At 58.0% G+C, this 26,048-nt stretch carries 17 protein-coding genes, 2 tRNA genes and 2 rRNA genes; 8 read left to right on the forward strand and 13 right to left on the reverse strand.

Annotation, left to right across the window (positions count from 1 at the left end):
• Window positions 1-126: 126 nt before the first annotated feature.
• The 4 genes from ACEOAC_RS22860 to ACEOAC_RS22875 form a co-directional block, all read right to left on the reverse strand.
• Window positions 127-2,998 (reverse strand): 23S ribosomal RNA (locus ACEOAC_RS22860).
• A gap of 285 nt (window positions 2,999-3,283) precedes the next feature.
• Window positions 3,284-3,359 (reverse strand) — tRNA-Ala (locus ACEOAC_RS22865).
• Between the two features lie 7 nt (window positions 3,360-3,366).
• Window positions 3,367-3,443 (reverse strand) — tRNA-Ile (locus ACEOAC_RS22870).
• 119 nt (window positions 3,444-3,562) lie between these two features.
• Window positions 3,563-5,094: ribosomal RNA gene (locus ACEOAC_RS22875) — 16S ribosomal RNA — on the reverse strand.
• The 16S and 23S rRNA genes sit together here with 2 tRNA genes alongside, the layout of an rRNA operon.
• 668 nt (window positions 5,095-5,762) lie before the next feature.
• On the opposite strand from ACEOAC_RS22875, the gene ACEOAC_RS22880 reads away from it, so the two are divergent.
• On the forward strand, window positions 5,763-6,725 hold the full coding sequence (locus ACEOAC_RS22880; protein WP_413443237.1) for a UDP-glucose 4-epimerase family protein: 963 nt from the start codon (window positions 5,763-5,765) through the stop codon (window positions 6,723-6,725).
• On the opposite strand, the gene waaA is transcribed toward ACEOAC_RS22880, so the two are convergent.
• From waaA to ACEOAC_RS22920, 8 genes are all read right to left on the reverse strand, one after another.
• Window positions 6,710-7,996, reverse strand: a complete 1,287-nt coding sequence (gene waaA / locus ACEOAC_RS22885; RefSeq protein WP_413443238.1) for a lipid IV(A) 3-deoxy-D-manno-octulosonic acid transferase — start codon at window positions 7,994-7,996, stop codon at window positions 6,710-6,712. The two genes, ACEOAC_RS22880 and waaA, sit on opposite strands and share 16 nt — an antisense overlap.
• 1 nt (window position 7,997) lies before the next feature.
• Window positions 7,998-8,867 carry a Kdo hydroxylase family protein gene (locus ACEOAC_RS22890; protein WP_413443239.1) on the reverse strand — a complete coding sequence of 290 codons (870 nt, stop codon included), beginning with the start codon at window positions 8,865-8,867 and terminating at the stop codon, window positions 7,998-8,000.
• 165 nt (window positions 8,868-9,032) lie between these two features.
• Complete coding sequence (gene waaC, locus ACEOAC_RS22895) at window positions 9,033-10,010, reverse strand: lipopolysaccharide heptosyltransferase I (RefSeq protein ID WP_413443240.1); 978 nt, start codon at window positions 10,008-10,010, stop codon at window positions 9,033-9,035.
• Between the two features lie 57 nt (window positions 10,011-10,067).
• Window positions 10,068-11,444 (reverse strand): phosphomannomutase/phosphoglucomutase, encoded by a 1,377-nt coding sequence (locus ACEOAC_RS22900; RefSeq protein ID WP_413443241.1) that lies wholly within the window; start codon window positions 11,442-11,444, stop codon window positions 10,068-10,070.
• Window positions 11,445-11,477: 33 nt separating this feature from the next.
• Window positions 11,478-13,490, reverse strand: coding sequence for a polysaccharide biosynthesis protein (locus tag ACEOAC_RS22905; RefSeq protein WP_413443242.1), 2,013 nt, complete (start codon window positions 13,488-13,490; stop codon window positions 11,478-11,480).
• 43 nt (window positions 13,491-13,533) lie between these two features.
• Window positions 13,534-14,094 (reverse strand): sugar transferase, encoded by a 561-nt coding sequence (locus ACEOAC_RS22910; protein WP_413443243.1) that lies wholly within the window; start codon window positions 14,092-14,094, stop codon window positions 13,534-13,536.
• 104 nt (window positions 14,095-14,198) lie between these two features.
• Complete coding sequence (locus ACEOAC_RS22915; protein ID WP_413628595.1) at window positions 14,199-15,329, reverse strand: glycosyltransferase; 1,131 nt, start codon at window positions 15,327-15,329, stop codon at window positions 14,199-14,201.
• 55 nt (window positions 15,330-15,384) lie between these two features.
• Window positions 15,385-16,518 carry a glycosyltransferase family 4 protein gene (locus ACEOAC_RS22920; RefSeq protein ID WP_413443245.1) on the reverse strand — a complete coding sequence of 378 codons (1,134 nt, stop codon included), beginning with the start codon at window positions 16,516-16,518 and terminating at the stop codon, window positions 15,385-15,387.
• A 566-nt stretch (window positions 16,519-17,084) separates the two neighbouring features.
• Here ACEOAC_RS22920 and ACEOAC_RS22925 point away from each other — a divergent pair.
• The 7 genes from ACEOAC_RS22925 to ACEOAC_RS22955 are packed head-to-tail and all read left to right on the forward strand — an operon-like array spanning window position 17,085 to window position 24,293.
• Window positions 17,085-18,746, forward strand: a complete 1,662-nt coding sequence (locus tag ACEOAC_RS22925; protein ID WP_413443246.1) for an NTP transferase domain-containing protein — start codon at window positions 17,085-17,087, stop codon at window positions 18,744-18,746.
• Complete coding sequence (locus ACEOAC_RS22930) at window positions 18,743-19,144, forward strand: GtrA family protein (protein ID WP_413443247.1); 402 nt, start codon at window positions 18,743-18,745, stop codon at window positions 19,142-19,144. The genes ACEOAC_RS22925 and ACEOAC_RS22930 overlap by 4 nt, the downstream gene beginning before the upstream one ends.
• On the forward strand, window positions 19,141-19,839 hold the full coding sequence (locus tag ACEOAC_RS22935; protein ID WP_413443248.1) for a glycosyltransferase family 2 protein: 699 nt from the start codon (window positions 19,141-19,143) through the stop codon (window positions 19,837-19,839). The genes ACEOAC_RS22930 and ACEOAC_RS22935 overlap by 4 nt, the downstream gene beginning before the upstream one ends.
• Window positions 19,836-20,435, forward strand: a complete 600-nt coding sequence (locus ACEOAC_RS22940) for a phosphatidylinositol-specific phospholipase C/glycerophosphodiester phosphodiesterase family protein (RefSeq protein ID WP_413443249.1) — start codon at window positions 19,836-19,838, stop codon at window positions 20,433-20,435. Before ACEOAC_RS22935 ends, ACEOAC_RS22940 begins: the two co-directional genes overlap by 4 nt.
• Window positions 20,429-22,489 carry a uridine kinase gene (locus ACEOAC_RS22945; protein ID WP_413628596.1) on the forward strand — a complete coding sequence of 687 codons (2,061 nt, stop codon included), beginning with the start codon at window positions 20,429-20,431 and terminating at the stop codon, window positions 22,487-22,489. Before ACEOAC_RS22940 ends, ACEOAC_RS22945 begins: the two co-directional genes overlap by 7 nt.
• On the forward strand, window positions 22,489-23,244 hold the full coding sequence (locus ACEOAC_RS22950) for an HAD family hydrolase (protein WP_413443251.1): 756 nt from the start codon (window positions 22,489-22,491) through the stop codon (window positions 23,242-23,244). Before ACEOAC_RS22945 ends, ACEOAC_RS22950 begins: the two co-directional genes overlap by 1 nt.
• A 41-nt stretch (window positions 23,245-23,285) precedes the next feature.
• Window positions 23,286-24,293 carry a class II aldolase/adducin family protein gene (locus ACEOAC_RS22955; RefSeq protein ID WP_413443252.1) on the forward strand — a complete coding sequence of 336 codons (1,008 nt, stop codon included), beginning with the start codon at window positions 23,286-23,288 and terminating at the stop codon, window positions 24,291-24,293.
• Window positions 24,294-24,356: 63 nt separating this feature from the next.
• Here ACEOAC_RS22955 and ACEOAC_RS22960 read toward each other — a convergent pair whose 3' ends face one another.
• A complete protein-coding gene (locus tag ACEOAC_RS22960; protein ID WP_413443253.1) occupies window positions 24,357-26,021 on the reverse strand; it encodes a hypothetical protein in 1,665 nt (554 codons plus the stop codon).
• Window positions 26,022-26,048: the final 27 nt, after the last annotated feature.

The following is a 26,048-nucleotide window of genomic DNA, read 5'->3' on the forward strand; positions in this document are numbered from 1 at the left end:
TAGTTCCTTGCTCTCGAAGGGAGCAGCAAGCAACTCAAACTGGAAGAAGTAATTAGATTCTGGGGTGTGATGCACTAGGGCAAACACAATATATGCTCAACTTGTCTATAACAGAGCTAATGTTATAGGAACAAGCCGCACGGGCAATTAGTATCAGTTAGCTTAACGCATTACTGCGCTTCCACACCTGACCTATCAACGTCCTGGTCTCGAACGACCCTTTAGGGGAATCTAGTTCCCGGGAAGTCTCATCTCAAGGCGAGTTTCCCGCTTAGATGCTTTCAGCGGTTATCTCTTCCGAACTTAGCTACTCGGCAATGCCACTGGCGTGACAACCGATACACCAGAGGTTCGTCCACTCCGGTCCTCTCGTACTAGGAGCAGCCCCCTTCAAACTTCCAACGCCCACGGCAGATAGGGACCAAACTGTCTCACGACGTTTTAAACCCAGCTCACGTACCACTTTAAATGGCGAACAGCCATACCCTTGGGACCGGCTACAGCCCCAGGATGTGATGAGCCGACATCGAGGTGCCAAACTCCCCCGTCGATATGAACTCTTGGGAGGAATCAGCCTGTTATCCCCAGAGTACCTTTTATCCGTTGAGCGATGGCCCTTCCATACAGAACCACCGGATCACTATGTCCTACTTTCGTACCTGCTCGACTTGTCAGTCTCGCAGTTAAGCACGCTTATGCCATTGCACTATTAGCACGATGTCCGACCGTACCTAGCGTACCTTCGAACTCCTCCGTTACACTTTGGGAGGAGACCGCCCCAGTCAAACTGCCTACCATGCACTGTCCCCGATCCGGATAACGGACCAAGGTTAGAACCTCAAACAAACCAGGGTGGTATTTCAAGGTTGGCTCCACAGAAACTAGCGTTCCTGCTTCAAAGCCTCCCACCTATCCTACACAGATTGGTTCAAAGTCCAATGCAAAGCTACAGTAAAGGTTCATGGGGTCTTTCCGTCTAGCCGCGGGTAGATTGCATCATCACAAACATTTCAACTTCGCTGAGTCTCGGGAGGAGACAGTGTGGCCATCGTTACGCCATTCGTGCAGGTCGGAACTTACCCGACAAGGAATTTCGCTACCTTAGGACCGTTATAGTTACGGCCGCCGTTTACTGGGACTTCAATCAAGAGCTTGCACCCCATCATTTAATCTTCCAGCACCGGGCAGGCGTCACACCCTATACGTCCACTTTCGTGTTTGCAGAGTGCTGTGTTTTTATTAAACAGTCGCAGCCACCATTTTATTGCAACCCTTTTGTCCTTCTGGCGCAGGCCAGTCAAACTACTTGGGCGTACCTTATCCCGAAGTTACGGTACCAATTTGCCGAGTTCCTTCTCCCGAGTTCTCTCAAGCGCCTTAGAATACTCATCTCGCCCACCTGTGTCGGTTTGCGGTACGGTCTCGTTAGACTGAAGCTTAGAGGCTTTTCTTGGAACCACTTCCGATTGCTTCGCGAACAAGTTCGCTCGTCTCATACCCTTGAATTACGCTGCCGGATTTGCCTAACAGCCTTCTTCGATACAAGAACCGGGACTTCCAACACCCGGACAACCTTCCGCGATCCGTCCCCCCATCGCATCTAACGACGGTGCAGGAATATTAACCTGCTTCCCATCAGCTACGCATCTCTGCCTCGCCTTAGGGGCCGACTCACCCTGCTCCGATGAACGTTGAACAGGAAACCTTGGGCTTACGGCGTGCGGGCTTTTCACCCGCATTATCGCTACTCATGTCAGCATTCGCACTTCTGATACCTCCAGCATCCTTTACAAGACACCTTCACAGGCTTACAGAACGCTCTCCTACCATATCCTTACGGATATCCGCAGCTTCGGTGACTGGCTTAGCCCCGTTACATCTTCCGCGCAGGACGACTCGATCAGTGAGCTATTACGCTTTCTTTAAAGGATGGCTGCTTCTAAGCCAACCTCCTGACTGTTTTAGCCTTCCCACTTCGTTTTCCACTTAGCCAATCTTTGGGACCTTAGCTGGCGGTCTGGGTTGTTTCCCTCTTGACGTCGGACGTTAGCACCCGGCGTCTGTCTCCCAAGCTCGCACTCATCGGTATTCGGAGTTTGCAATGGTTTGGTAAGTCGCGATGACCCCCTAGCCATAACAGTGCTCTACCCCCGATGGTGATACTTGAGGCACTACCTAAATAGTTTTCGGAGAGAACCAGCTATTTCCAAGTTTGTTTAGCCTTTCACCCCTATCCACAGCTCATCCCCTAATTTTTCAACATTAGTGGGTTCGGTCCTCCAGTGCGTGTTACCGCACCTTCAACCTGGCCATGGATAGATCACTTGGTTTCGGGTCTACACCCAGCGACTGAACGCCCTATTCGGACTCGATTTCTCTACGCCTTCCCTATTCGGTTAAGCTTGCCACTGAATGTAAGTCGCTGACCCATTATACAAAAGGTACGCAGTCACCCCTTTCGAGGCTCCTACTGTTTGTATGCACACGGTTTCAGGATCTATTTCACTCCCCTTCCGGGGTTCTTTTCGCCTTTCCCTCACGGTACTGGTTCACTATCGGTCGATTACGAGTATTTAGCCTTGGAGGATGGTCCCCCCATGTTCAGACAGGATTTCACGTGTCCCGCCCTACTTGTCGCAAGCCTAGTTCCACACCATCGATTTCGCATACGGGGCTATCACCCACTATGGCCGGACTTTCCATTCCGTTTTGCTATCGTTGATGCTAAATCTTGCAGGCTGATCCCATTTCGCTCGCCACTACTTTGGGAATCTCGGTTGATTTCTTTTCCTGTAGCTACTTAGATGTTTCAGTTCGCCACGTTCGCTTCGTTACCCTATGTATTCAGATAACGATGACCTTACGGCCGGGTTTCCCCATTCGGAAATCTGCGGATCAAAGCTTGTTTGCCAGCTCCCCGCAGCTTATCGCAAGCTACTACGTCCTTCATCGCCTGTAATCGCCAAGGCATCCACCATGTGCACTTATTCGCTTGTTCCTATAACGTTAGCCTCTTTTGCAAGAGCGTTATAAAGAAGCGTTGAGTTTTAGCGTTTGCCGTATTCCAAAGTAAGTCTTCTAATTGCTAAGATCACTTCGTAATACTTTGATTGATACAATCACACCCATTTTTACTTTCGCAAGAACCGAAGTCCTGGCGATCGTTTAAATGAATCTTTACTTCTTCCAGATTGTTAAAGAACAAAAACAGCCATTGATCGTAAAAGATCAAACCTAAATCACTACGCCATACGCTCAACGCTGACTTAGGTTTGACATTTCTTGGTGGAGGTTGACGGGATCGAACCGACGACCCCCTGCTTGCAAAGCAGGTGCTCTCCCAGCTGAGCTAAACCCCCGAAACCTTGGTGGGTCTGGTTGGGCTCGAACCAACGACCCCCGCGTTATCAACACGGTGCTCTAACCAGCTGAGCTACAGACCCGCTTGGATCAGTATCAGTAGCCAGTCGATGACCTTGTGTCACAGACCGCGCTTCACCAAATAACTGTTCTTTGAATTACAGCCGATAAGTGTGGACGCTTAACTTCGTGCGCACTCTAGAAAGGAGGTGATCCAGCCGCACCTTCCGATACGGCTACCTTGTTACGACTTCACCCCAGTCACGAATCCTACCGTGGTGAGCGCCCTCCTTGCGGTTAGGCTACCCACTTCTGGTAAAACCCGCTCCCATGGTGTGACGGGCGGTGTGTACAAGACCCGGGAACGTATTCACCGCGACATGCTGATCCGCGATTACTAGCGATTCCAACTTCATGGAGTCGAGTTGCAGACTCCAATCCGGACTACGATACACTTTCTGGGATTAGCTCCCCCTCGCGGGTTGGCGGCCCTCTGTATGTACCATTGTATGACGTGTGAAGCCCTACCCATAAGGGCCATGAGGACTTGACGTCATCCCCACCTTCCTCCGGTTTGTCACCGGCAGTCTCATTAGAGTGCCCTTTCGTAGCAACTAATGACAAGGGTTGCGCTCGTTGCGGGACTTAACCCAACATCTCACGACACGAGCTGACGACAGCCATGCAGCACCTGTGTGATGGTTCTCTTTCGAGCACTCCCAAATCTCTTCGGGATTCCATCCATGTCAAGGGTAGGTAAGGTTTTTCGCGTTGCATCGAATTAATCCACATCATCCACCGCTTGTGCGGGTCCCCGTCAATTCCTTTGAGTTTTAATCTTGCGACCGTACTCCCCAGGCGGTCTACTTCACGCGTTAGCTGCGTTACCAAGTCAATTAAGACCCGACAACTAGTAGACATCGTTTAGGGCGTGGACTACCAGGGTATCTAATCCTGTTTGCTCCCCACGCTTTCGTGCATGAGCGTCAGTGTTATCCCAGGGGCTGCCTTCGCCATCGGTATTCCTCCACATATCTACGCATTTCACTGCTACACGTGGAATTCTACCCCCCTCTGACACACTCTAGCCGTGCAGTCTCAAATGCAATTCCCAGGTTGAGCCCGGGGATTTCACATCTGACTTACACAACCGCCTGCGCACGCTTTACGCCCAGTAATTCCGATTAACGCTTGCACCCTACGTATTACCGCGGCTGCTGGCACGTAGTTAGCCGGTGCTTATTCTTCAGGTACCGTCATTAGTCCCAGGTATTATCCAGAACCGTTTCTTCCCTGACAAAAGAGCTTTACAACCCGAAGGCCTTCTTCACTCACGCGGCATTGCTGGATCAGGGTTGCCCCCATTGTCCAAAATTCCCCACTGCTGCCTCCCGTAGGAGTCTGGGCCGTGTCTCAGTCCCAGTGTGGCTGGTCGTCCTCTCAGACCAGCTACTGATCGTCGCCTTGGTGAGCTTTTACCCCACCAACTAGCTAATCAGATATCGGCCGCTCCAGGAGCATGAGGTCTTGCGATCCCCCACTTTCATCCGTAGATCGTATGCGGTATTAGCTAGTCTTTCGACTAGTTATCCCCCACTCTAGGGCACGTTCCGATATATTACTCACCCGTTCGCCACTCGCCATCAGGAGCAAGCTCCTATGCTGCCGTTCGACTTGCATGTGTAAGGCATGCCGCCAGCGTTCAATCTGAGCCAGGATCAAACTCTTTAGTTTAATCTCTGTTTTGTGCCATTTCTGGCTACCCCGAAGGGCATCGCTCTCTCAAAATACTGACAGGTAATTTCTTGCGATCTTACCTATATTTCTTGTGAGCATTTAATATTTAAAGTTTCCAGAACCGAAGTTCTGTCGCACTTCATTAAACGCCCACGCTTATCGGCTGTTAATTTTTAAAGATCATCTGCATCAAACGCGCCTGGCGCTGTTTGCATCGCTGCGAATCGTTTTGTTCGTCAGCAGCAAAGAAACGAGATTATGTAGCAGTTAGTTCATCGCGTCAACTACTTTTTTGCGATTCGTTTTAAATTTTTTCGTCTTCGCTTTTACTACCGCTCGACTACTCCCATTTAAAACGCCCTTCAAACTGCTTCACTACTCACCTGCTTCGCCCACCTTCGTCGCTCTGTTTTTCAACTTCGCTTCGTGTGTCGCGTCAGCAGGGGGCGAACTATAGCAACGCCCCTCACACCACGCAAGCACTTTTTGAAAAATATTCGAAAATAATTTATCCAGCCCAAATAGGCGGCACCATCCCGATGCCAAGCAAGGCCATTCTTCTATATACCAAGCAGCCAGACGAGCTGACCTCCACATTCACCGGGCAAGTCGGGACACGATGATAGTATTGGCGTCCTCTTTCCCCGCCGCTCCCTTATTTGTCCATGCGTATTCTCATTACCGGCGCCTCCGGTTTCGTTGGCCAAGCCTTGGTTCGCCAACTTGCCTCCGAGGACCGTCATCATCTGCGTGCCGCACTTCGCCCCACAGCAAAGCTGCCCGTAGACTCCAGCACACTGGAAAAAGTGATCATCGAAGAACTGGCACCCGATACCAATTGGTCAGCAGCACTAGACGGTATGGAGGCGGTGGTCCACTGCGCGGCGCGGGTACACGTGATGAACGAGACAGCTGGCGATCCGTTGTCGGAATTCCGCAGGACCAATGTTGAAGGAACGCTGGCGCTGGCACGTCAAGCGCAACAGGCGGGAGTCCGCCGTTTCATTTTCATCAGCTCGATCAAGGTCAATGGCGAGGAGACGCAACCAGGACGCCCCTTTACAGCCGACGATACGCCCGCCCCGGCTGATCCCTACGGCATCTCCAAGATGGAAGCCGAACAGGCGCTGCGGGAGCTGGCGCGCAATAGAACCATGGAAGTGGTGGTGATAAGACCGGTATTAGTCTATGGCCCTGGCGTCAAAGCCAATTTCCTGAGCATGATCCGCTGGCTGGATAAAGGCATACCGCTGCCGCTGGGCGGCATCACCAGCAATCGCCGCAGCCTGGTAGCGCTGGATAACCTGGTGGACCTGATCTGCGTCTGCCTGAGCCACCCCGATGCTGCAGGCCAGGTTTTCCTGGTTTCCGATGGTGAAGACATCTCAACCACCGCCATGCTCAGACGCATCTCCCTTGCCCTGGGCAAGTCGCCGTTCCTGCCATCGCTACCGGCCTCATGGCTGATGCTGGCAGCACGCATGATGGGCAGGCCTGGAATCGCGCAACGTCTTTGCGGCTCCCTGCAGGTCGACATCAGCAAGAACCGCGATCTGCTGGGCTGGACGCCCAGAACGACAGTCGACGCCGCATTCCAGAAAACGGTCGACGCCTATCGCCGCGCCTGACCGTCCGTCAGCAGCGCATCCAGCAGAGAAAGCGTCCGGCCAGTTGCCCCCTGGTGACGCTGCGCAAATTCCTTTGCGGAATGCGACCTTTGATCCATACGCGTGTGGTCGGACACGAGTTCTTTCCACTGACGCAGCAATGCATCTGCATTCTCTACGCGCGCTGCTGCGTGCTCGGCAATGGCATCCTCGGTAATGCGCTGGAAATTGAAAGTGTGCGGGCCGATCAACACCGGCCTACCCAAGGCCAGCGCCTCGATCAGGTTCTGCCCACCGAGCGGCAAGAGGCTGCCACCGATGAATGCGACATCACAAAGCGCATAGTAGGCAAACATCTCCCCCATGGAATCACCCAGCAGTACATCCACATCCTGCAAGCGGATGTCCTGCTGCAGTGTGGACCGCCGCTGCAGGCGCAGGCCACGGGCACTGATCATGTCGGCGACCTGATCGAATCGCTGAGGGTGACGGGGCACGATGACCGTCAGCCAGTCACCCCGTCCTTCGCGAGCCAACGCGTCAAGGATCAGGGCTTCTTCGCCTTCCCGGGTACTGGCGCATAACAGCACCTTGCGTAGTCCGACCTGGGCTTTCCACTCCAGACCCCGAGCCACCACGGCATCAGGTGGCTCAACGTCGAACTTGAGGCTCCCCGTCACGACGACCTGACCCGCCCCGAAGGCGCGCAGACGCTGCGCATCCGCGTCCGATTGCGCCGCGACTACACTGATGGCCTCAGCTGCCGGCTTCAACAAGGCGGCAAAACGCAACCCACGCCGCAACGAACGCTCCGACAGACGGGCATTGGCCAGCATCACGGGAACGTGGTAGCGATGGCATTGGGCGATCAGGCTGGGCCAGACCTCGGTTTCCATCAGCACACAGACAGCTGGTCGAAAATGTCGTAGAAACCGGGCGCACATCCATCCAATGTCATACGGCAGGAAGCTTTGCAGGACACGCCCGCCATGCTTGCCGTAGACCTGGGCGCCGGTAGCGCGACCGGTGGCCGTCATGCAGGTCAGCAGGATGGAATGCTGGGGGTATTGCTGCAACAGAGCGTCGATAAGCGGCTCTGCAGCGCGGGTCTCGCCGACCGACACCGCGTGCACCCAGATGAAACGCGCCTGCGAATCAGGCAGGCGCGCATAAAAGCCGAGACGCTCGCTCACATGGGCCCGGTAACCGGGCTCCTTGCGGCCACGCCACCAGAGGCGCAGCAGCACCAGCGGCAGCAGCAGCCACCAGATCAGGGAATACAGCAACCGCATCTCAGACCAAAGGATGGCCGGCCAGGCGCGTCAGGATGGCCAGCGGGCTGGATTGCGGATCGTATTGCTGTTCCGGTGCCAGGTGCAGGGTCTGCTCCATCATGTATTGCCCCGACATGACTGCGTGAGATGCCTGATCCGAAAAGCAGATCCAGACCGAGCCTGCGGCGAAGGGCATGGTTACCTGCTGGGCATCCTGCTGGTATTGCATGTCGCCCTTCATGCCGTCGTGCAGCTGAAGCATCATGTGGTCGTACTCGCTGCGCAAGGACTTCGTCACGCGCAAGGCCTTCAATAATTTCGCCTGCCAGGCAACATAAGGCTTGGCACGAGGCAGAAAGCGCCTGGCCACGGTTTCAAAAGGCTCGCCCACGCGCCAGACACGCGGCACGCCTTCCGGGTTGATATTGGTAAAGACGCGCAGGATACGCTCACCATAGTTCGGCCGCGACGGGAAGGCGTCGACGTGCATGCGGCGGTCGTCAGCACGCCAGGACTGGGCACGGGTTTCCACCTGGATCGGTCGATAGCTGGTAGGTGCTACGCGCAGGGCGTCACGATACTTGGGCAAGAGCGTATGCACCAAAGACAGAGCCTGCTCGCGAAAGCGCCCCACCATCGCCGCCAGCGCCAGTTGTTGCTCCGTACCACCGGCGGCGCCCTTGATATGCCCACGCGCGTCCAGGCTGATATTGCGGGACTTCGGGGCGCGCACGGCCGGATCTAGCAGCACCTGCTCGGATTGCATCAACTGGAAGGCCAAGTGCGGGAAATACAGCACCTTGCCGGCTTCCAGCGCAGTGATCCATTCCTGATTGGGGTTGTCGACCCGCCATTCGGTCAGGCCGATCTCGATAATTTGCGATTCCATGGCGCGTATTATGCCCGCAAGCGTCAACGCCGTGTGGCGATGCAGGCGCGTCAGCAGGCCGCAAACCCCCGCCGCAAGTGGCCCTACGATCCGGTTCAACAGTTTGCCACCAGGTTTTGATCTGCTTCAATGATCCGGGTCGATGCCCTGACCGGGCTGGAGCCGTCAGTCCAGCAAACCCAGCGCGGCGGACAGTACGGCCTCTTCGGCCGGTGGCGCCCCCAGATCACCCAGGTTGACGATGTGAGGCGACCAGTTGCCTTCGGTTTTCCAACGCGGGGAATCGCAGTAAAGCTCAACTGTGGGCTTGCCATACGCGGCAGCGATGTGAGTCAGACCGGTATCCAGGCCGATCACCAGCCTGGCCTGCTGCACCAGCGACACCGCCTGCATCAGCGGCAGCGGCGGCAATACGACGGCGCCCGGGATGCCCTCTGCCAGTTGCTGCGCAGCCGCCTGTTCCCGGGTGCTACCCCAAGGCAGCAACACCGGCAGGCCGCGAGCTGCCAGGTCCTGCCCCAGCCTGATCCATTGCGCCGACGGCCATTGCTTGGCTGCACGTGCGGTGCCGTGGAAGAAGACGGCATATGGGGTCTCCGGCATCCAGGGCCAGCGTGCCGGTTGGGGCGCCTGCAGGGCGAAATCGGGCTCACCCTCGACCTGATAGCCCAATGCACCGGCAGCCACCAGGCGCGCACGCATGACGGCGTGGGTGCGCCTACCGACTGCGATACTCTGGTCGTGGAAGATCCGGGAAAGCGGCTCGTAGCCCGAGCCCTCGGTAGCATTGGCCAGGCCCACCCGGCGCCCATGATCGGCCAGTCGTGCCATGCGCATGACTACGCTGGTCTTGAGCAGGCCCTGGGTATCAAAGACCACGTCGTAGCGCTCGGCCTGCAACTGGCGCCGGAAAGCCGCAATTTCGGCGCGGGTGGCGGCAGAGAACAAGGTCTTGCGCCAGCGACGCAAGGCGATCGGAATCACAGTGTGGACATGAGGATTGAGGCGGACGAGACTCGTATAGGCCTCTTCCACGACCCAGTCGATCTGTGCGGCGGGGAAATGACGACGGATGTCCGCGACCATCGGCATGTTGTGGACGACGTCTCCCAGGGAGGAAACGCGGACGATTAGGATTTTCAAGGCTGGCCCACTCTGACTGAACTTAACTGTGGGCCAGCATCTTACCTCATCAGGCCGTCAGAACGGCAGTGCGACGTCGGGACGAGCCGCCAGGATGACCTTGCGGAACTCACCCTGGATGCGGGCCAGCGCTTCCGCAGTCTCTGCCTCGAAGCGCAGCACCACTACAGGCGTGGTATTGGAAGAGCGTGCCAGACCGAAGCCATCGGCATATTCCACGCGCAGACCGTCGATGGTGATGATGTCCTGGGCGCCTTCGAACTTGGCATCGCTTTGCAGCTTGCCGATCAAGGCCACATTCTCGCCTTCCTGCAGCTTCAGCTGCAATTCCGGGGTGCTGACCGACTGGGGCAGCGCATTGAGAACGGCCGACGGGTCACTCTGGCGCGCCATCAGTTCCAGCATCCGCACGCCGGCATAGAGACCGTCGTCGAAACCGAACCAGCGGTCCTTGAAGAAGATGTGACCGCTCATCTCGCCGCCCAGGGGCGCACCCGTTTCACGCAACTTGGCCTTGACCAGCGAGTGGCCGGTCTTCCACATCAACGGCTGACCGCCGCGGGCGCTGATCCAGGGTGCCAGATGACGGGTGCACTTGACGTCATAGAGGATCTGCTTGCCCGGGTTGCGGGTCAGCACGTCCTCAGCGAAGAGCATCAGCTGACGATCCGGGTAGATGATCTGGCCGTCCTTGGTCACCAGTCCCAGGCGGTCGCCGTCTCCATCGAAGGCCAGGCCGAGCTCATTGTCGGTTTCCTGCAGGCAACGGATGAGATCCTGCAGGTTTTCCGGGTGCGCCGGATCGGGGTGGTGATTGGGGAAGTTGCCATCGACCTCACAGAACAATTCAGTCACTTCGCAACCGAGCGCACGGTAAAGCTCGCCAGCGAAAGCGCCAGCCACGCCGTTGCCGCAATCGACAGCAATCTTCAGCGGGCGCGCCAGCTTGACGTCCGAGATCATGCGGGCGATGTAGGCATCCTTGATGTCGTGGGTGCTGTAGCTGCCGGCGCCTTGCGGGAAATCACCCTTGACGATGGCGTGATAGAGACCCTGAATGGTCTCGCCATGGATGGCCTCGCCGGCCAGCACCATCTTGAAACCGTTGTAGTCGGGCGGGTTGTGGCTGCCGGTGACCATGATGCCCGATTGGGTGTCCAGCACATGGGTACCGAAATAGACCATCGGGGTGGCGACCATGCCCAGATCGATCACGTCCACACCCACCGACTGCAGGCCCTTGGCCAGCGCAGCGGCCAGTGCAGGACCGGACAAACGACCGTCACGGCCGATCACGACCTTCTTCTGCCCCTTGGCCAGCGCGGCGGCGCCGAAGGCCTGACCGATCTGATAGGCGACCTGGTCGTCCAGGGTTTTGTCGATGATGCCGCGGATGTCGTAGGCTTTGAAGATGGAATTGGAGAGCGCGCTCATTGTGGATACAGTTCTCTAGGTTAATTAAATGATTCAGGGCTTGCTAACGACTTCAAAGCCGCGTGCAGGCGATTGGCCATCTTGCCGCTGCATCGCCTGGCGCCGTTTCTCGATGAAACTCCAGTCGACGATTTCCGCTGCGGGCTGATACCCATTGACGACCTCGTGCAACAGCGTACGGATGACGTCGATATCCTCGGCATCCAGAGCGACCCGCAATTGCGCGAGCTTTTCGGACAGACGATCCCACGGCACGAAAACCTCATGGGCGGTCATGATACGCGGATGAGCCGTGGGCTCGGGGCTCTCGCCAATCAGCAACTCTTCATACAGTTTTTCTCCGGGACGCAATCCCACCACGCTGATCTCGATATCACCCTCAGGGTTGACTTCATCACGCACGGTCAGCCCCGACAGCTCCACCATGCGGTAGGCCAGGTCACGGATCTTCACCGGCTCGCCCATGTCCAGCACGAATACATCACCACCCTCGGTCATGGCACCGGCCTGCAGCACCAGCTGGACGGCTTCGGGAATCAACATGAAGTAGCGGGTGACTTCCGGATCGGTCAAGGTCAGCGGCCCGCCAGCCTTGATCTGCTCGCGAAACAGCGGAACCACCGAGCCAGACGAATCCAGCACATTGCCAAAGCGAACCATCGAGAACCGCGTCGAGTTGGGCAGTGGCTGTACGTTGGATGGCTGCTCAAGGAAGCGGGGTGCCGGAGAATCGGCCAGCGATTGCAGCACCATCTCCGCCAGCCGTTTGCTCGCACCCATGATGTTGGTCGGCCTTACCGCCTTGTCGGTACTGATGAGGACATAATCACTGACATTGTTCTCGATGGCTGCCCGTGCAACGTGATAGGTTCCGAATACGTTGTTGATGATCCCTTCCACCGGATTATGTTCCACCAACGGCACGTGTTTGTACGCCGCTGCGTGATAAACAGTCCGCGGACGCCAGGTCCGGAAGATCTGGCTGACCCGTGCATAGTTGCGCACGCTTCCCAGTAGCGGGATCAATTCCGTACCCGTGCCACCCTTGCGTGCCAGCAACTGTTGCAGATCACGATGGATGGCGTAAAGGTTGTACTCGTTATGATCCAGCAGAAGCAGCTTGCTAGGACCCGACTCAAGAATCTGACGACAGAGTTCGCTGCCGATGCTGCCACCCGCCCCAGTCACAAGCACGACCTTGTTGGTGATGTTGCGACCGATGAGCGCAGGATTGGGCAATACGGGATCACGGCCCAACAGGTCGAGAATATCCAGTTCGTGCTCATCGGCGACCGTGACCTTGCCCTGGGCAACATCCGCAAAATCCGGCACCGACCTGATGTGAACATGGAACGGTCGAAGCTTTTCGATGATCTCCTTGCGGCGTGCCCGACTGATGGACGGCAGGGCCAGCAGGATATCGGTGATGGCATAGGACTCAATGAGAGAAGCGGCATCGCTGGCGGCATATACACGGCGGCCATTGATGGTCTTGCCGAACAACTCCGGATTGTCTTCAAGGAATCCGAACAGCACCAACTGATGACGTCGCTCCATCGCCTCGGCGATCTGGGCACCGAGCTGGCCGGCGCCATATACCAGCATCCGGTGCTGACGCAGATGCCTGCGCGAGGAGTCCGCCTTGCTCAGCCACAAGCGTGCAAAGGCCCGGCTACCACCAACCAACACCAGCAGCAGAAGCGGTTGCAGCACGCCCAGCGAGCGCGGCACCCCGGGAAGTGCCAGCCAGACCAGGACCGCGAAGAGCACCAGACCGTACAAGGTGACCGCCTTGGCGATCGACACAATCGCTGAAATCCCCGTGTAGCGGAATACGGCCCGGTACAGCCCCAACCGCACGAAAATTGGCAGCATGAGCAAAGGCGCCAGCTGATAAACGTGCCACTGATAACCCTCGGGCCAATGCACGGTGTCCAGACGGAGAGAAAACGCAATCCAGGTCGCCAGCAACGACAGGCTGATATCAATCCCAGCGACGATGGCCTGCTTGTTCAGGCGCGGCAGCTCGAGCACACGGCGTTTCATTGATCAGTTTCTTTTCTCTCAGAAAACAAGATGATGGCAAGACTCAGTGAGTCACCCCGTCTCGGCGAACGACCTTGATCAGCGTCCCCCAGAGGATACGCAAGTCGAACCAGAATGAGCGCATTTCAAGATACTCGACGTCGAACTGGACCTTCACAGGGATAGGCAGTTCATCACGCCCATTGATCTGAGCCCATCCGGTCAACCCCGGCTGCAGCTCACTTACTCCGTAACGGGTGCGCAAGGCGATCAGATCGCTCTGGTTGTACAAGGCTGGCCGCGGTCCTACCAAGGACATATCCCCTCGGAGGATGCTCCACAATTGCGGTAACTCATCCAGGCTGGACTTGCGAAGAAAACTGCCGATCGGCGTCAAGTGCGATGACGAATCGGACAAAAGATGCGTAGCGACCACGGGCGTGCCCATTTTCATGGTCCGGAACTTGGGCATGCTGAAAATGGCGTTCCCCCTCCCCACGCGGTCGGACCAATACAAGACCGGTCCGCGGGAGGTCAGCTTGATCAGGATCGCAATCACCAACATCGGCAGCGCGAACAGACATCCCGCTGCCAAGACGGCGCTCAGGTCAAACAGACGTTTCATATTTTTGTGCAGTGCAATACAACATTATTTCACCATCATAGCTTCTTTGATCCATATGCCGAGAATTGTTTATGTGGTGAATGCTACAGATGAGCCCACCAGCCTCACACCATCCCCGCCTCGCGGAACAGCTCCAGATAGGCGCGTCCCAGAGCCGGGCCGGAAAACATGCTTTCGTATCGTTGCCGGGCTGCAACCCCCATCCGGGCGGCCAGGCCATGCTCACTCAAGAGTGTGCGCATCGCCTGCTCCAAGGCCGCCGGCGACTCCGGCGGTACCACAAGACCTGTCTGCTCATGCGCATTGACGAACGATGTGCCCGTGCCGATTTCGCACGAAATCATAGGCTTGGAAAACATCGATGCCTCCACCAGTACCATCCCGTAAGCCTCCGAACGGAGATGCGAGGGCAGAACCAGCGCAAGGCAAGATTGCAGCAAGGAAACCTTTTCCGCTTCACTGACCTGGCCTGCAAAAACCACATTGTCCGCGCCGGCCTGTCGCGCCTGCTGCTGCAGCGCGCCCGACTCGTGCCCGGAGCCGGCCACGACGATCCTGGTCTTGAGTTTGCTGGCGGCCTGGATCAAAAATGGCAGGCCCTTGTAGTACCGCAACACCCCCAGAAATAGGAAGAAAGGCTCGCCTGACGCAATTCCCAGTCGCTCCAATATCCGTTCATCCCCTTGCTTCGGATAGGAACTTTCCTCAATTCCCAAAGGGATGACACGCACCTTGTCACGAATAGCCGGGTGCGACAGTACTGGACTGGTAGCGGCATATGAAGGCGCGTTGGCGACGATGAAGCGCATGTCCTTGAGGGTTCGCCACATCAGCGGACCGTAGGCCGCATTGAGCCAGCGCTGGCGCACCACGTCCGAGATGTAGGTCAGCACCGCTGGCGCGCGCGGGCGGGACACCGCGTGCAACACATCGAGGAAAGGCCAGGGAAAGAGGTAATGGACCACATCCGACCGGCGCGCACAGGCCGCGAATTCGCGGAAAGCATCAGGCCCGCCCAGATCGCAGGACGCCGGCGCCGCCCATGAGCGACTGCGCACCACGGTCGCTTCGGGACGTTCGATTACCGCCGGCCGAGGCTGCGGCGAAAGCGTGAAAACAGTATTGCGCGCCCCCAGCATCGCGGTGGACAAGGCAATCTGGCGTATCGCCTCCTGCAGTCCACCCGGAGGATCCGGGAAATAGGTGCGGTAGACGTGGAGTACTGCTGGATTCAATTCATTATTCCCGTAATTCGTTTCTTGATGCTGGCGCAAGCCACGGCGAGGTCACTCAGGCGACGGCTCGACGATAAACCGCCAACGTATTCTCTACACAACGGTCCCACGAAAACTGCAGGCTTCTTTCCAGCGCCTGGCGACCCAGGCTGGTGCGCATACGCTCATCCTCAACGATGCACTCCATGGCATGGCTGATACTTTCGATATCGTGCGGCTCGACCTTGATACCGGCGTCACCGACCACTTCCGGCATCGAAGAGACATTGGAAACGATGACAGGAACGCCACAAGCCATCGCTTCCAGCGGGGGCAGGCCGAAACCTTCATAGATCGATGGATAAACCAGCGCCGCAGCCCCGGCCGTGATGACGGCCAGCTCTTCACGCGGCAAATATCCGAGCACACGCACTTCGCCCGAGTTGACCATACGTGCCATCTGCTGCTCCATGTCCGAGGTCTGCCAGCCCTTCATCCCGGCCAGCACCAAGGGAAACCGTTGCCGGATGGAGGCCGGCAGGCGCGAAAACGCGGCCAGGGCGGCCGACAGGTTCTTGCGCGGCTCAAGTGTGCCCACCGCCAGGAAATAATTTCCGTAGATCAAGGACTGCGCCTGCAGAACGGCCCGACACTGCTCCACGTCGCGCGGATGAAACAAGGCCTCCACGCCAAGCGGAACAGTCACTATGCGGTCCGCCGCCATCCCGAACACATCCATGAGCTCTGCCTTGACGAATTCGGAATCGGTAATGACCAAGGAAGCGCGTCGCAAACCTGGCTCGAAGTATCTTTCCATCGCGCGCACCCGCTCCACCGGATGGGTATGCGGAAAGCGAATCCAGGAAAGGTCATGCACCGTCACGACCGACGGCTTGTCACACTTGAATGCCAGAAAATTGGGCTCATGATAGACATCCGGCGGATGCGCCGAGATTCCGGCGGTGAAGCGGAATTGAGAAAGCGCCTGCTTGAGCGCATAAGCACACGGAACGAAGCGCTTGATCCCGGCCTTGAGCATGACGATGTTGGCAACAGGCGCCTGCCGCACAGCACGATCCCACGCGGTGCCATAGAACAGGTTCAGATCAATCTCGGGCCGGGCCGCCAATCCTTGTGCCAGTTGATAGGTGTATTGCCCAAGTCCGGTGAACGGAGACAGCAGGATTGTTGCATTCAGAGCAATGCGCATAACATTCCCGTAGCGGTGACATTGGCGTTCATGGTCGGGAAACTGCGAGAACTCATCGCTTTTAGTTATTTTATGACAACAAGTGCTGTCAGCATTGGCGGGTGGCTGGGCAAGCCCGACATTCTAGTTCAGAAAGCCACTGAATTATAAAAAAAGAACCCGCAAGCACCGCTTCGAAACCCGATCACGATCAGGCTGTCATTCCCGCACAGAACGGTTCTTCACATCTCTTTCCGGTCCGATGCGCATGCATTCATGACCTCGGCCGCTGACGATTTCATCGATACCTGCCGCTGGCCCACTCTGGAGGCGGGGCCAATTCTTTTTTCTGCACTTCACATGGTGCAGATATGGCGATATCTACTCTGTATAATCTGGGACGTTTCGAAAAAACACCAATATTCGCCGCCTTTTATGCGGCGGACGTTCGAAAAAAATAACAAGTGAGGGGGAAAACAAGTCGCGGCATCACGCGCGCATCCGCCTCCCTGCAATACCCCGTCGTATGACCGCAACAGATTCCGACCACGGAACTCACCTATAAGCCCAGCTCCAGACGCCTATCCATGCAAATCATCATCCCAATGTCCGGTTTTGGCGAACGCTTCCGGAAAGCCGGTTATGCGGTTCCCAAGCCCTTGATCGAGATTGACGGCAAACCCATCATCGCGCACGTCATCGACATGTTTCCCGGCGAAAACGACTGGATCTTCATCTGCAACGAAGATCACCTGGCCGAACCGGCCTACCGCATGCGCGAGATCCTCGAACAGTACTGCCCGCAGGGCCGGGTCGTAGGCATCCCGGCGCACAAGCTGGGGCCAGTGCACGCAGTCACGCTGGCCAAGGAGTGGATCAGGCAGGACAGCCCGGTGGTGGTCAATTACTGCGATTTCACCTGCTACTGGGACTGGACCCACTTCAAGCAGTGGGCCAAGGATCTCGGCTGTGCCGGTGCCGTTCCCGCCTATCGCGGGTTTCATCCGCACACGCTGGGCACGACCAACTACGCCTACATGCGCGAAGCCGACGGCTGGATGCTTGACATCCAGGAAAAACAGCCATACACCGACAATCGCATGCAGGAATACGCTTCCAGCGGCACCTACTACTTCGCCAGCGGCGCCCTCATGCTCGAAGCTTTCGAGCAAACCGTTGCACGAGAACTGAGCGTCAACGGTGAGTACTACGTCAGCCTGGCCTACAAGCCGCTGCTTGACCGCCAGCTACCGGTAGCGGTCTATGACCTGCAACATTTCATGCAATGGGGCACCCCGGCTGACGTCAGCGAATATCTGGGCTGGTCCGCGACGTTCCGCAGCCTGATCGGGCCGCTGCGCGAGAAGCCCCTGGGCGGCGCCATCGTCGTACCCATGGCGGGCATGGGCCAGCGCTTCGCGCGCGAGGGCTACACCCTGACCAAGCCGCTCATTCCTGTCTCCGGGAAACCGATGGTCCTGCAGGCGGCGGACGATCTGCCCATGGCCGAACGTTACGCCTTCGTATTGCGTACCGACATGCCGGGCTTCGAAGCGGTATCCACGACGCTGCAGAGCCGCTACCCCAATACGGTCATCAAGACTGTCGATCAGGTCACCGAAGGGCAGGCCTGCACGGCACTGATCGGTCTGGAGGCACTGGAAGCAAAGGCGGGTCCGCAAGCCGGGCCGATCACCTTCGGCGCCTGCGACTACGGGTCGCTGTACCAACCGGACCAGCTCCGCGCGCTGTTCGCAGATGGCGCCGACGTCGTGGTCTGGGCTATGCGCGGCCATGCCCATGCAGCGCGGCATCCACAGATGTACGGCTGGATCAGGGCCGAAGATGGCGATATCACCGGCATCTCGGTCAAGGTTCCGCTGGATTCACCGGCAACCGACCCTGTCGTTCTCGGTACGTTCAGCTTCAAGGACGGTGCGACCTTCCGCCGCTGCGTAGAACACATGATGGCGCGCAACGCCCGGGTCAACGGCGAGTTCTATCTGGATACCTGCATCAACGACGCGCTGGAACTCGGCCTGAAGTGCAAGCTGTTCGAGGTAGAGCATTTCATGTCCTGGGGAACGCCGGATGACCTGCGGACCTTCGAGTACTGGCAATCGTGCTTCCACAAATGGGACCAGCACCCGTATCGACTCGAACTGGACGGCCATGTCCCAGAAGACCAGGTTCCCGCCCTCGCGCAACGCTACGCAAAGACTGTCCCCGCCCTGCCGGAGGCACGGTGATCAAGCGTGAGGCCGGCATCTTCCTGGTCGTGGGAGGGCTGACTGTCCTCATCGACTTCTGCATCTACCGGCTCCTGCTGTGGACCGGCATGGTCGATGTGGCCACTGCCAAGACCATCGGCTTCCTGGCCGGCACGGTCTTCGCCTATGTCGCCAACCGCATCTGGACGTTTGGCCATACACGCTCCGGCGGCAACATCGTGCGCTTCGTGCTGCTGTATGCCAGCACGCTGGGGGTCAACGTCTTCATCAACTCGGCCCTGCTCCATCTGGCCGGACGCAGCCAGACCGGCATTGCTGCGGCCTTCGTCCTCGCCACCGGATGCTCGGCCGTGCTGAACTTCCTCGGCATGAAATTCTTTGTCTTCAAGCCATCGGCCCAAGCGATTCCCAAATGAAGCTCTCACTGATCATCCCCTGCTACAACGAATCGGCCAACCTGCCACTTCTGCTGGAACGCTGCGGACAACTTGCAGCCCAGCCCGGCATAGAAGTGGTATTGGTCGACAACGGTTCCACCGACGACTCGCCCCGCGTATTGCTGGAGTTGCTGCCAAAGTATCCGGGCTGCCGCAGCGTTCGCGTCGAGGTCAACCAGGGCTACGGCTTCGGCATTCTCAGCGGCCTGCGTGCGGCAGAAGGTGAATACCTGGGGTGGACTCACGCCGACATGCAGACCGACCCGATGGATGCGCTGCGTGCCATGGAACTGCTGGCCCGCCACGGCCGCCCCGCTTACGCCAAGGGCCGCCGCTACGGCCGTCCACTGGCCGATGTCCTGTTCACCATGGGAATGAGCGCATTCGAGACCATCCTGCTGGGCAAAGCCTTGTGGGACATCAACGCACAGCCCAACATCTTTCCGCGCAGCTTCTTCCAGACCTGGGACAACCCGCCGCACGACTTCTCGCTGGACCTGTACGCCTATTTCATGGCCAAGCAGAGCGGCCTAGAGGTACTGCGCTTCCCAGTCCGTTTCGGTGAGCGCGCCCATGGTACTTCGCACTGGAACGTCAACTGGGCGGCCAAGCGCAAGTTCATTCGCCGCACCATCGATTTCAGCCTTCAACTCAAGAAATCGCTCAAATCATGAAACTGATTGCTCACCGCAAGAACACCATCGCCGAGCTGCAAGCCACTCCGACCCAATACGGAATCGAAGTCGATATCCGCAGCTTCGGCCAGCGCATGGTGATCCACCATGATCCCTTCGTGGAGGGCGAGTCCTTCGAACGCTGGCTGGACGCCTACCGGCACGGCACGCTCATCCTCAATACCAAGGAAGAAGGCCTGGAGGCAGCGCTCATCAAGCTGATGCAGGAACGCGGCATCACCGATTACTTCTTCCTCGACCAGTCCTTCCCCTTCCTGGTGAAATGGTCGCGCCAGGGCGAACGCCGCTGCGCGGTACGGGTGTCGGAGTATGAGTCGGTGCAAACCGCGCTGAGCCTGGCCGGGAAGATCGATTGGGTATGGGTAGACTGCTTCACCCATCTGGCGCTGCAAGGCAATGAAGCCCGCGCGCTGCAGGCGGCCGGCTTCAAGCTATGCCTGGTCTCGCCGGAGTTGCAGGGCCGCCCGGCCGAACAGGAAATTGCGGCGATGTATGCGCTGCTGCAAGAGCGCGGCATCCAGGTTGACGCTGTCTGCACCAAACGACCCGACCTGTGGGAAGCCCTGCAATGCTGATGAAGAAGCTGTTGAACTCTCCGCTGTTCCTTGGAGGCCTGGCGCTGCGCCTGGCTCTGCTGCTGTTCGTGCTGCCGCAAGCTGCTTCGATCTGGTATGTCCCGTTCCTGGAAGCAACGACCCGCCAGTTCAGCCTGGACCCCTGGCACGCATTCATGATCAGCGGTGGAAGCGAGGTGGCCTTCCCCTACGGTTACGTGATGTGGCTGGCCTTCCTGCCGTTGACCTGGCTATGCAATCTGCTTGGCACAGCTGCCTACCCGGCCTATGGACTGACCCTGCTGGCCGCCGACCTGATCCTGCTGCTGACGCTGCAGAAGCTTTTCCAGCCCGGTACCCGACTACTGATGCTGGGTTACTGGCTCTCACCGATCGTACTGTTCGCCACCTACTGGCTGGGCTACAACGATCTGATCCCGGTAACCTTGCTGGTGGTCGCCCTGTACTTCATGCGCCGCCTCAAGCCGATCCACGCAGGCGTGCTGTGCGGTGCGGCCGTATCGGCCAAGCTGAGCATGGTGCTGGCGATCCCGTTCTTCTTTATCTATCTCCATCGCAACCGCTCGCTGCGCAACCTGCTGGGCGAATATGCGGGCGGCCTGGTTGCTGCCCTGGCGATCACCTGCCTGCCCTTCCTCTTCTCCCAGGATGGGATGCACATGCTGCTCAGCAACCCGGAGATGGTCAAGGTGTACCAACTGGTGGTGCAGATGGGAGGGACGGCGGACCAGATCTACATCCTGCCCCTGGCCTACCTGCTGATGCTGTATCTCACCTGGCGCATCCGGCGCATCAGCTTCGAATTGCTCAACGTGTTGCTGGGCATGTCCTTCTTCCTGGTGGTACTGCTGACCCCGGCCTCTCCGGGCTGGTTCATCTGGATCATGCCGCTGCTGGTGTGCTATCAGGCCACCAGCGGTCGTATCGCAATGGCACTGACGGCAATCTTCACGGTGCTGTACGTGGCCAGCGTATTTCTCGCCACTCAGCGTCCGCTGATTGCCGGTTCGGACATCGCCAACCAGTTTGCAGTGTATGCCGACCAGCTGCTCGGCGCGAAGGGGGCTGGCATCCTGCATACCTTGCAGTTTGCATTGGGCCTCATCCTGCTGCTGCGTATCTGGCGCGAGGCAGTAGCCGGAGACGAATATTTCCGGCTCAGCCGCAAACCCTTTGCCATTGGTATCGCCGGCGACTCCGGCGCCGGCAAGGACACGCTGGTCGCCTCCATAGAGGGCCTGTTCGGCAAACACTCCGTGGTCAATCTTTCCGGCGACGACTACCACCTGTGGGACCGCAAGAAACCCATGTGGCAGGTGATGACGCACCTGAATCCCAAGGCCAACGATCTCGAACAGTATGCCCGCGACCTGATCGCATTGACCAACGACAAGTCGATCCAGTCGCGACACTACGATCATGCCAGCGGTCAGCGCAGTCATCCGCACCGCATCGACAGCAACGACATCATCATCGCCAGTGGACTGCACGCATTGCATCTGCCAATCCTGCGCAGCTGCTATGACCTGTCGATCTACCTGGACATCGACGAAGGCCTGCGCCGTCACTTCAAGCTGGAGCGCGATGTCAAAAAACGCGGCCACACCATCGAAAAGGTTCTCTCCTCGCTGGCCAAGCGGGAAGCGGACTCCGCGAAATTCGTCCGCCCCCAGGTCGAGTACGCCGATCTGGTTCTGTCATTGCAACCCATTCACCCGCGCATGCTGGAGGAGGCCGATGGACGTCACCCCTTGCGCCTGAAACTGCTGGCCAGGTCGCGCCATGGTCTCAACGAGGAATCGCTGCTGCGGGTGTTGGTCGGGGTGTGCGGCCTGCATGTGGACATGTCGGTCAGCGCCGACGGCAGCGAAGTGGAACTGATCATCGAAGGGGAGACCTCCGCCGAAGACATCGCGCTCGCAGCCCAGACACTGTTCCCCGACATTTGGGAATTCCTTGATACGGCCCCGCGCTGGGATGACGGCATCCAGGGGCTCATGCAGCTCATCAGCTTGTCACATATCAACCAGGCATTAAAGAAACGGCTCATATAATGCAGTTGCTCAATCCAGAAAAATTCCAGCAGGTCCCGGACGCCATCCTGTTCGATACCGACAATACCCTGTACCCCTACAACCCGGCCCATGAGGCCGCGACCAGGGCGGTGCGCGAAAAGGTGATCCGCACGTTCTCGATCGAGCCCGCCCAGTTCGATGCGGCATTCTCGCAGGCGCGCAAGGAAATCAAGAATCGCCTGCAGCACACTGCCAGCTCGCACAGTCGCCTGCTGTATCTGCAGCGCATGCTGGAGATCATCGGCCTGGGCTCGCAGGTACTGCTGGCGCTGGACTTCGAGCAGACCTATTGGCGCACTTTCCTCAGCAATGCGATCTTGTTCGATGAGGTCAAGGAAATGCTGGACGATGTACGACTGGCGGGCATCCCCACGGCCATCGTGACCGACCTGACCTCGCAGATCCAGTTCCGCAAGATCGTGTATTTCGGCCTCGACCATTATTTCGACTACATCATCACCAGCGAAGAGGCGGGGTTCGACAAACCGCATCCGGCTCCTTTCCAGATCGCACTGGAGAAGATGCAACCGAAGGGAAACTGCATCTGGATGGTAGGCGATAATCCCGTCAATGATATCCAGGGCGGACGCGAGACCATCGGCGCGGTGACCCTGCAGAAGGTGCATGATGGCGTCGATGTCGGTACCGGCGTGACCAAGCCGGACGCGATCATCAAGGAATTTTCCGAATTGCGTAAGCTGCTACAGACGGTACTGGAAAATGCCGGACGATGACGCCTTCCTCTCCTAGAGCAACCACACGAGGCGATGCTCCCATGACTGTGCACGAACAGGTAATCCGCTACTCGACCGAGGTCGGCTCGGACCCCATGCTGATCCAGGGCGCAGGAGGCAATGCCTCCTGGAAAGATGGCACGACCCTATGGATCAAGGCGTCCGGCACCTGGCTGTCCGACGCCGCGCAAAAGGACATTTTCGTCCCCATCGATATTCCGCAGACCCTGGCCTTGATCGACAGCGGCGCCAGTGACCTCAGCGCCGCGCGCATCGGCAACTCCCACCTGCGTCCCTCCATCGAGACCTGCCTGCATGCGCTGCTGCCGCAGAAGTTCGTCATCCACTTCCATGCAGTTGACGTAATCGCCCATGCGGCGCTGCGCGATGGCCGGGACAAACTGGCCCAGCGCTTGCAGGGCCTGGACTGGACATGGGTGGACTACGTCAAACCTGGCCCCGACCTGGCACGCGCGGTTACCGCTTCAATCGGCCAAGCCAAGGCACCGGAGATCCTGGTGCTGGGCAACCATGGCCTGGTAATCGCAGCCCCCACGCTGGAGCATCTGGACCATTTGCTCAAGGAAGTACTGGCGCGTTGTGCGATACCTCCCCGTATCGCCCCCGCGACACTCCCGGAGCAGCTTGCCAGCCTGGCGGCGCAATGGGATGACATGGGTTATGTGCTGCCTGAGGATCAACGCTGCCACGCGCTGGCACTGGATGCAGTCTGCCTGCACCTGGCCGGTACTGCCTGGGTGCTTTACCCGGACCACGCTGTATTCCTGGGCGCCCATGCCACCATCGTCGATACCCCGTGGGCCAGCGGACGCACTGGCCCGGCACCGGAATGTGTCATCGTCCCGGGCCGCGGCGTCCTGGTGCGCAAGGATCTGTCCGCAGGACAGCTGGCCATGCTGAGCTGCTATGCGGACGTGACATTGAGGCTGGATTCGACCGAAGAGGTGGCGCCGCTGAGCCACTCTGATATTGCCGAGCTGCTGAACTGGGATGCGGAGAAATACCGCCAGAGCCTTAACGCAGTGTAAAAAAGGTCCGGGGTGCAGTTCACCCGGACCTTTTTCAGCAGGACCACTTCAGCTGGTCTCCAGCTATTCTTTCGCCACCGACATTGCGTGCACGGCCAGCTCGCCCTTGTCGTGATAGACACGGATTTCTACTCCGTCGGCGACTTCCGGCAGGTCCAGCAACAGTTGCTGCTGCCCCTTCTCTTGCGCTGTCAGTGTCACCTTTTGCAACATGCGGCTACCGCCCTTGCCATCACTCGCAGTCACATCCATGTAGCCAGGGTGATCTCCAGAGGCCGAGTACGACAGCGTAATGCGATAGTGACCGGGTGGTAGTTGGATATAGGGGCCAAAGGTCAAGATCCCGGCGGCATCCTGTTCGGAAGCGACGCGATCATTGCCTGTCACCCGGCCCGAAAGCGACGGCAATTCACGGCCGAGCCAGACAAATTTCTCCTTGCACCCCATATCCTCGGCAAAAGCGGTCAGCCCACATGTAACGCCCAGTTTGTACACGATAGGACTGCCCAGCACGCGCAGCTGCAATGCCTGCCATCCGAAAAAGACGGTCACGGCACAGAACAACGGGATCACCAGCGGCCTGGACATGCGTGCAGCGCCTATGGCGACCATGAACGGCACCATGAAGATCAGCAGGTCCGCTGCTTTCATGTAGCCCGTGAAGTTCCACATCACGGTGTCGCCGAAACAGAGATACAAGGCGCTGGTCAGCAACACGAACAGTTTCACTCCCAGCGCGAAGTAATCCTTTTCCGCCGGTTTGCCAGGCATACGAATGCTGAACGCCACGATGAGGACGATTGCCATCAGCATCAGGAAGAGCAGGATGCCAATGCCCGAGAGATACGAACTTGCTCCTTGCTGCATGCCGGGATACTGTCCTTGCAGACCACCAACGAGCAACTCAAGCGCTCTCACCAGAGGCAGACCCAGCACCTTGCCGCTCTGCTCGGCAGGCGTGTGTACGAACCTCATCCGGATGAAACCCTGCCACGCCACGAAGACCAGTCCGGGAAGGGCCAGCCAGAAATAGTGCTGAAGCCTCATGCGCATCTGCGGTCGTGTCACGAAGACCCAGGCGCTGATGGCGAACAGGATTGCAGGCAACATGACATAGGCCTCCCTGGAAAGACAGGCCAATGCGACGAGTATTGCGTAGAACGCATAGCGTCCACGATAGGCGCAGATCAAGGCCATGATCATCAGGGCGTCTGCTCCGCCATCGGGCAGACCATTGAGCAAGGTGATCTGGGTACCGGCAGCCAGACTCCAGGGAAGGATCCAGAAAGGACTCATCCCTTTTTGAGTGAAGAAGGCTGCAGCAATCAGGGTCGCCAAGAAAATGAGCAACGCCTGCGTCCCGTAGAAAACCCTTGGGCTGACCCAATCCTGACCCAGCAAGAGCGATATGCCCTTCGCCAACAAAGGGATACCGATACGCTGGTAGCGATAGGCATCGGCATCGATATGCTCTGCGGTGTCCTTCCTGGCAAGAAGATCATTGGCCATGTAGAAGTAGAATTGGCCGTCCCAGCCGTTGTTGCCCTTGTCCAGATACAGAGGTCGGATTCCGCGCTCCTGCAACTGAGCGGGAATGCCCCAGTTCTTGGCCACCATCAGATGCTTGTCGAAGTCTCCGTTCAACGGCCCCTGCACATAGAGCATCATTACCCACGCGCTCACCACCGCGAAGATCAGACCACACAAGCCGATTTTTATTGTCTTCAACCCACTCTCCCGCTCGACCGAAGCTAC

This window comes from Herbaspirillum frisingense, assembly GCF_047325095.1.
Classification (GTDB): Bacteria; Pseudomonadota; Gammaproteobacteria; order Burkholderiales; family Burkholderiaceae_D; genus Herbaspirillum; species Herbaspirillum frisingense.

Excerpts from the sequence above, each read along its gene's own strand:
- ACEOAC_RS22935 (WP_413443248.1), top strand. The coding sequence starts at position 19,141 with ATGAAGCTCTCACTGATCATCCCCTGCTACAACGAATCGGCCAACCTG.
- ACEOAC_RS22950 (WP_413443251.1), top strand. The coding sequence starts at position 22,489 with ATGCAGTTGCTCAATCCAGAAAAATTCCAGCAGGTCCCGGACGCCATC.
- waaA (WP_413443238.1), bottom strand. The coding sequence starts at position 7,996 with ATGCGGTTGCTGTATTCCCTGATCTGGTGGCTGCTGCTGCCGCTGGTG.
- ACEOAC_RS22880 (WP_413443237.1), top strand. The coding sequence starts at position 5,763 with ATGCGTATTCTCATTACCGGCGCCTCCGGTTTCGTTGGCCAAGCCTTG.
- ACEOAC_RS22890 (WP_413443239.1), bottom strand. The coding sequence starts at position 8,867 with ATGGAATCGCAAATTATCGAGATCGGCCTGACCGAATGGCGGGTCGAC.
- ACEOAC_RS22920 (WP_413443245.1), bottom strand. The coding sequence starts at position 16,518 with ATGCGCATTGCTCTGAATGCAACAATCCTGCTGTCTCCGTTCACCGGA.
- ACEOAC_RS22905 (WP_413443242.1), bottom strand. The coding sequence starts at position 13,490 with ATGAAACGCCGTGTGCTCGAGCTGCCGCGCCTGAACAAGCAGGCCATC.
- ACEOAC_RS22910 (WP_413443243.1), bottom strand. The coding sequence starts at position 14,094 with ATGAAACGTCTGTTTGACCTGAGCGCCGTCTTGGCAGCGGGATGTCTG.
- ACEOAC_RS22900 (WP_413443241.1), bottom strand. The coding sequence starts at position 11,444 with ATGAGCGCGCTCTCCAATTCCATCTTCAAAGCCTACGACATCCGCGGC.
- ACEOAC_RS22955 (WP_413443252.1), top strand. The coding sequence starts at position 23,286 with ATGACTGTGCACGAACAGGTAATCCGCTACTCGACCGAGGTCGGCTCG.
- ACEOAC_RS22940 (WP_413443249.1), top strand. The coding sequence starts at position 19,836 with ATGAAACTGATTGCTCACCGCAAGAACACCATCGCCGAGCTGCAAGCC.
- ACEOAC_RS22925 (WP_413443246.1), top strand. The coding sequence starts at position 17,085 with ATGCAAATCATCATCCCAATGTCCGGTTTTGGCGAACGCTTCCGGAAA.
- ACEOAC_RS22945 (WP_413628596.1), top strand. The coding sequence starts at position 20,429 with ATGCTGATGAAGAAGCTGTTGAACTCTCCGCTGTTCCTTGGAGGCCTG.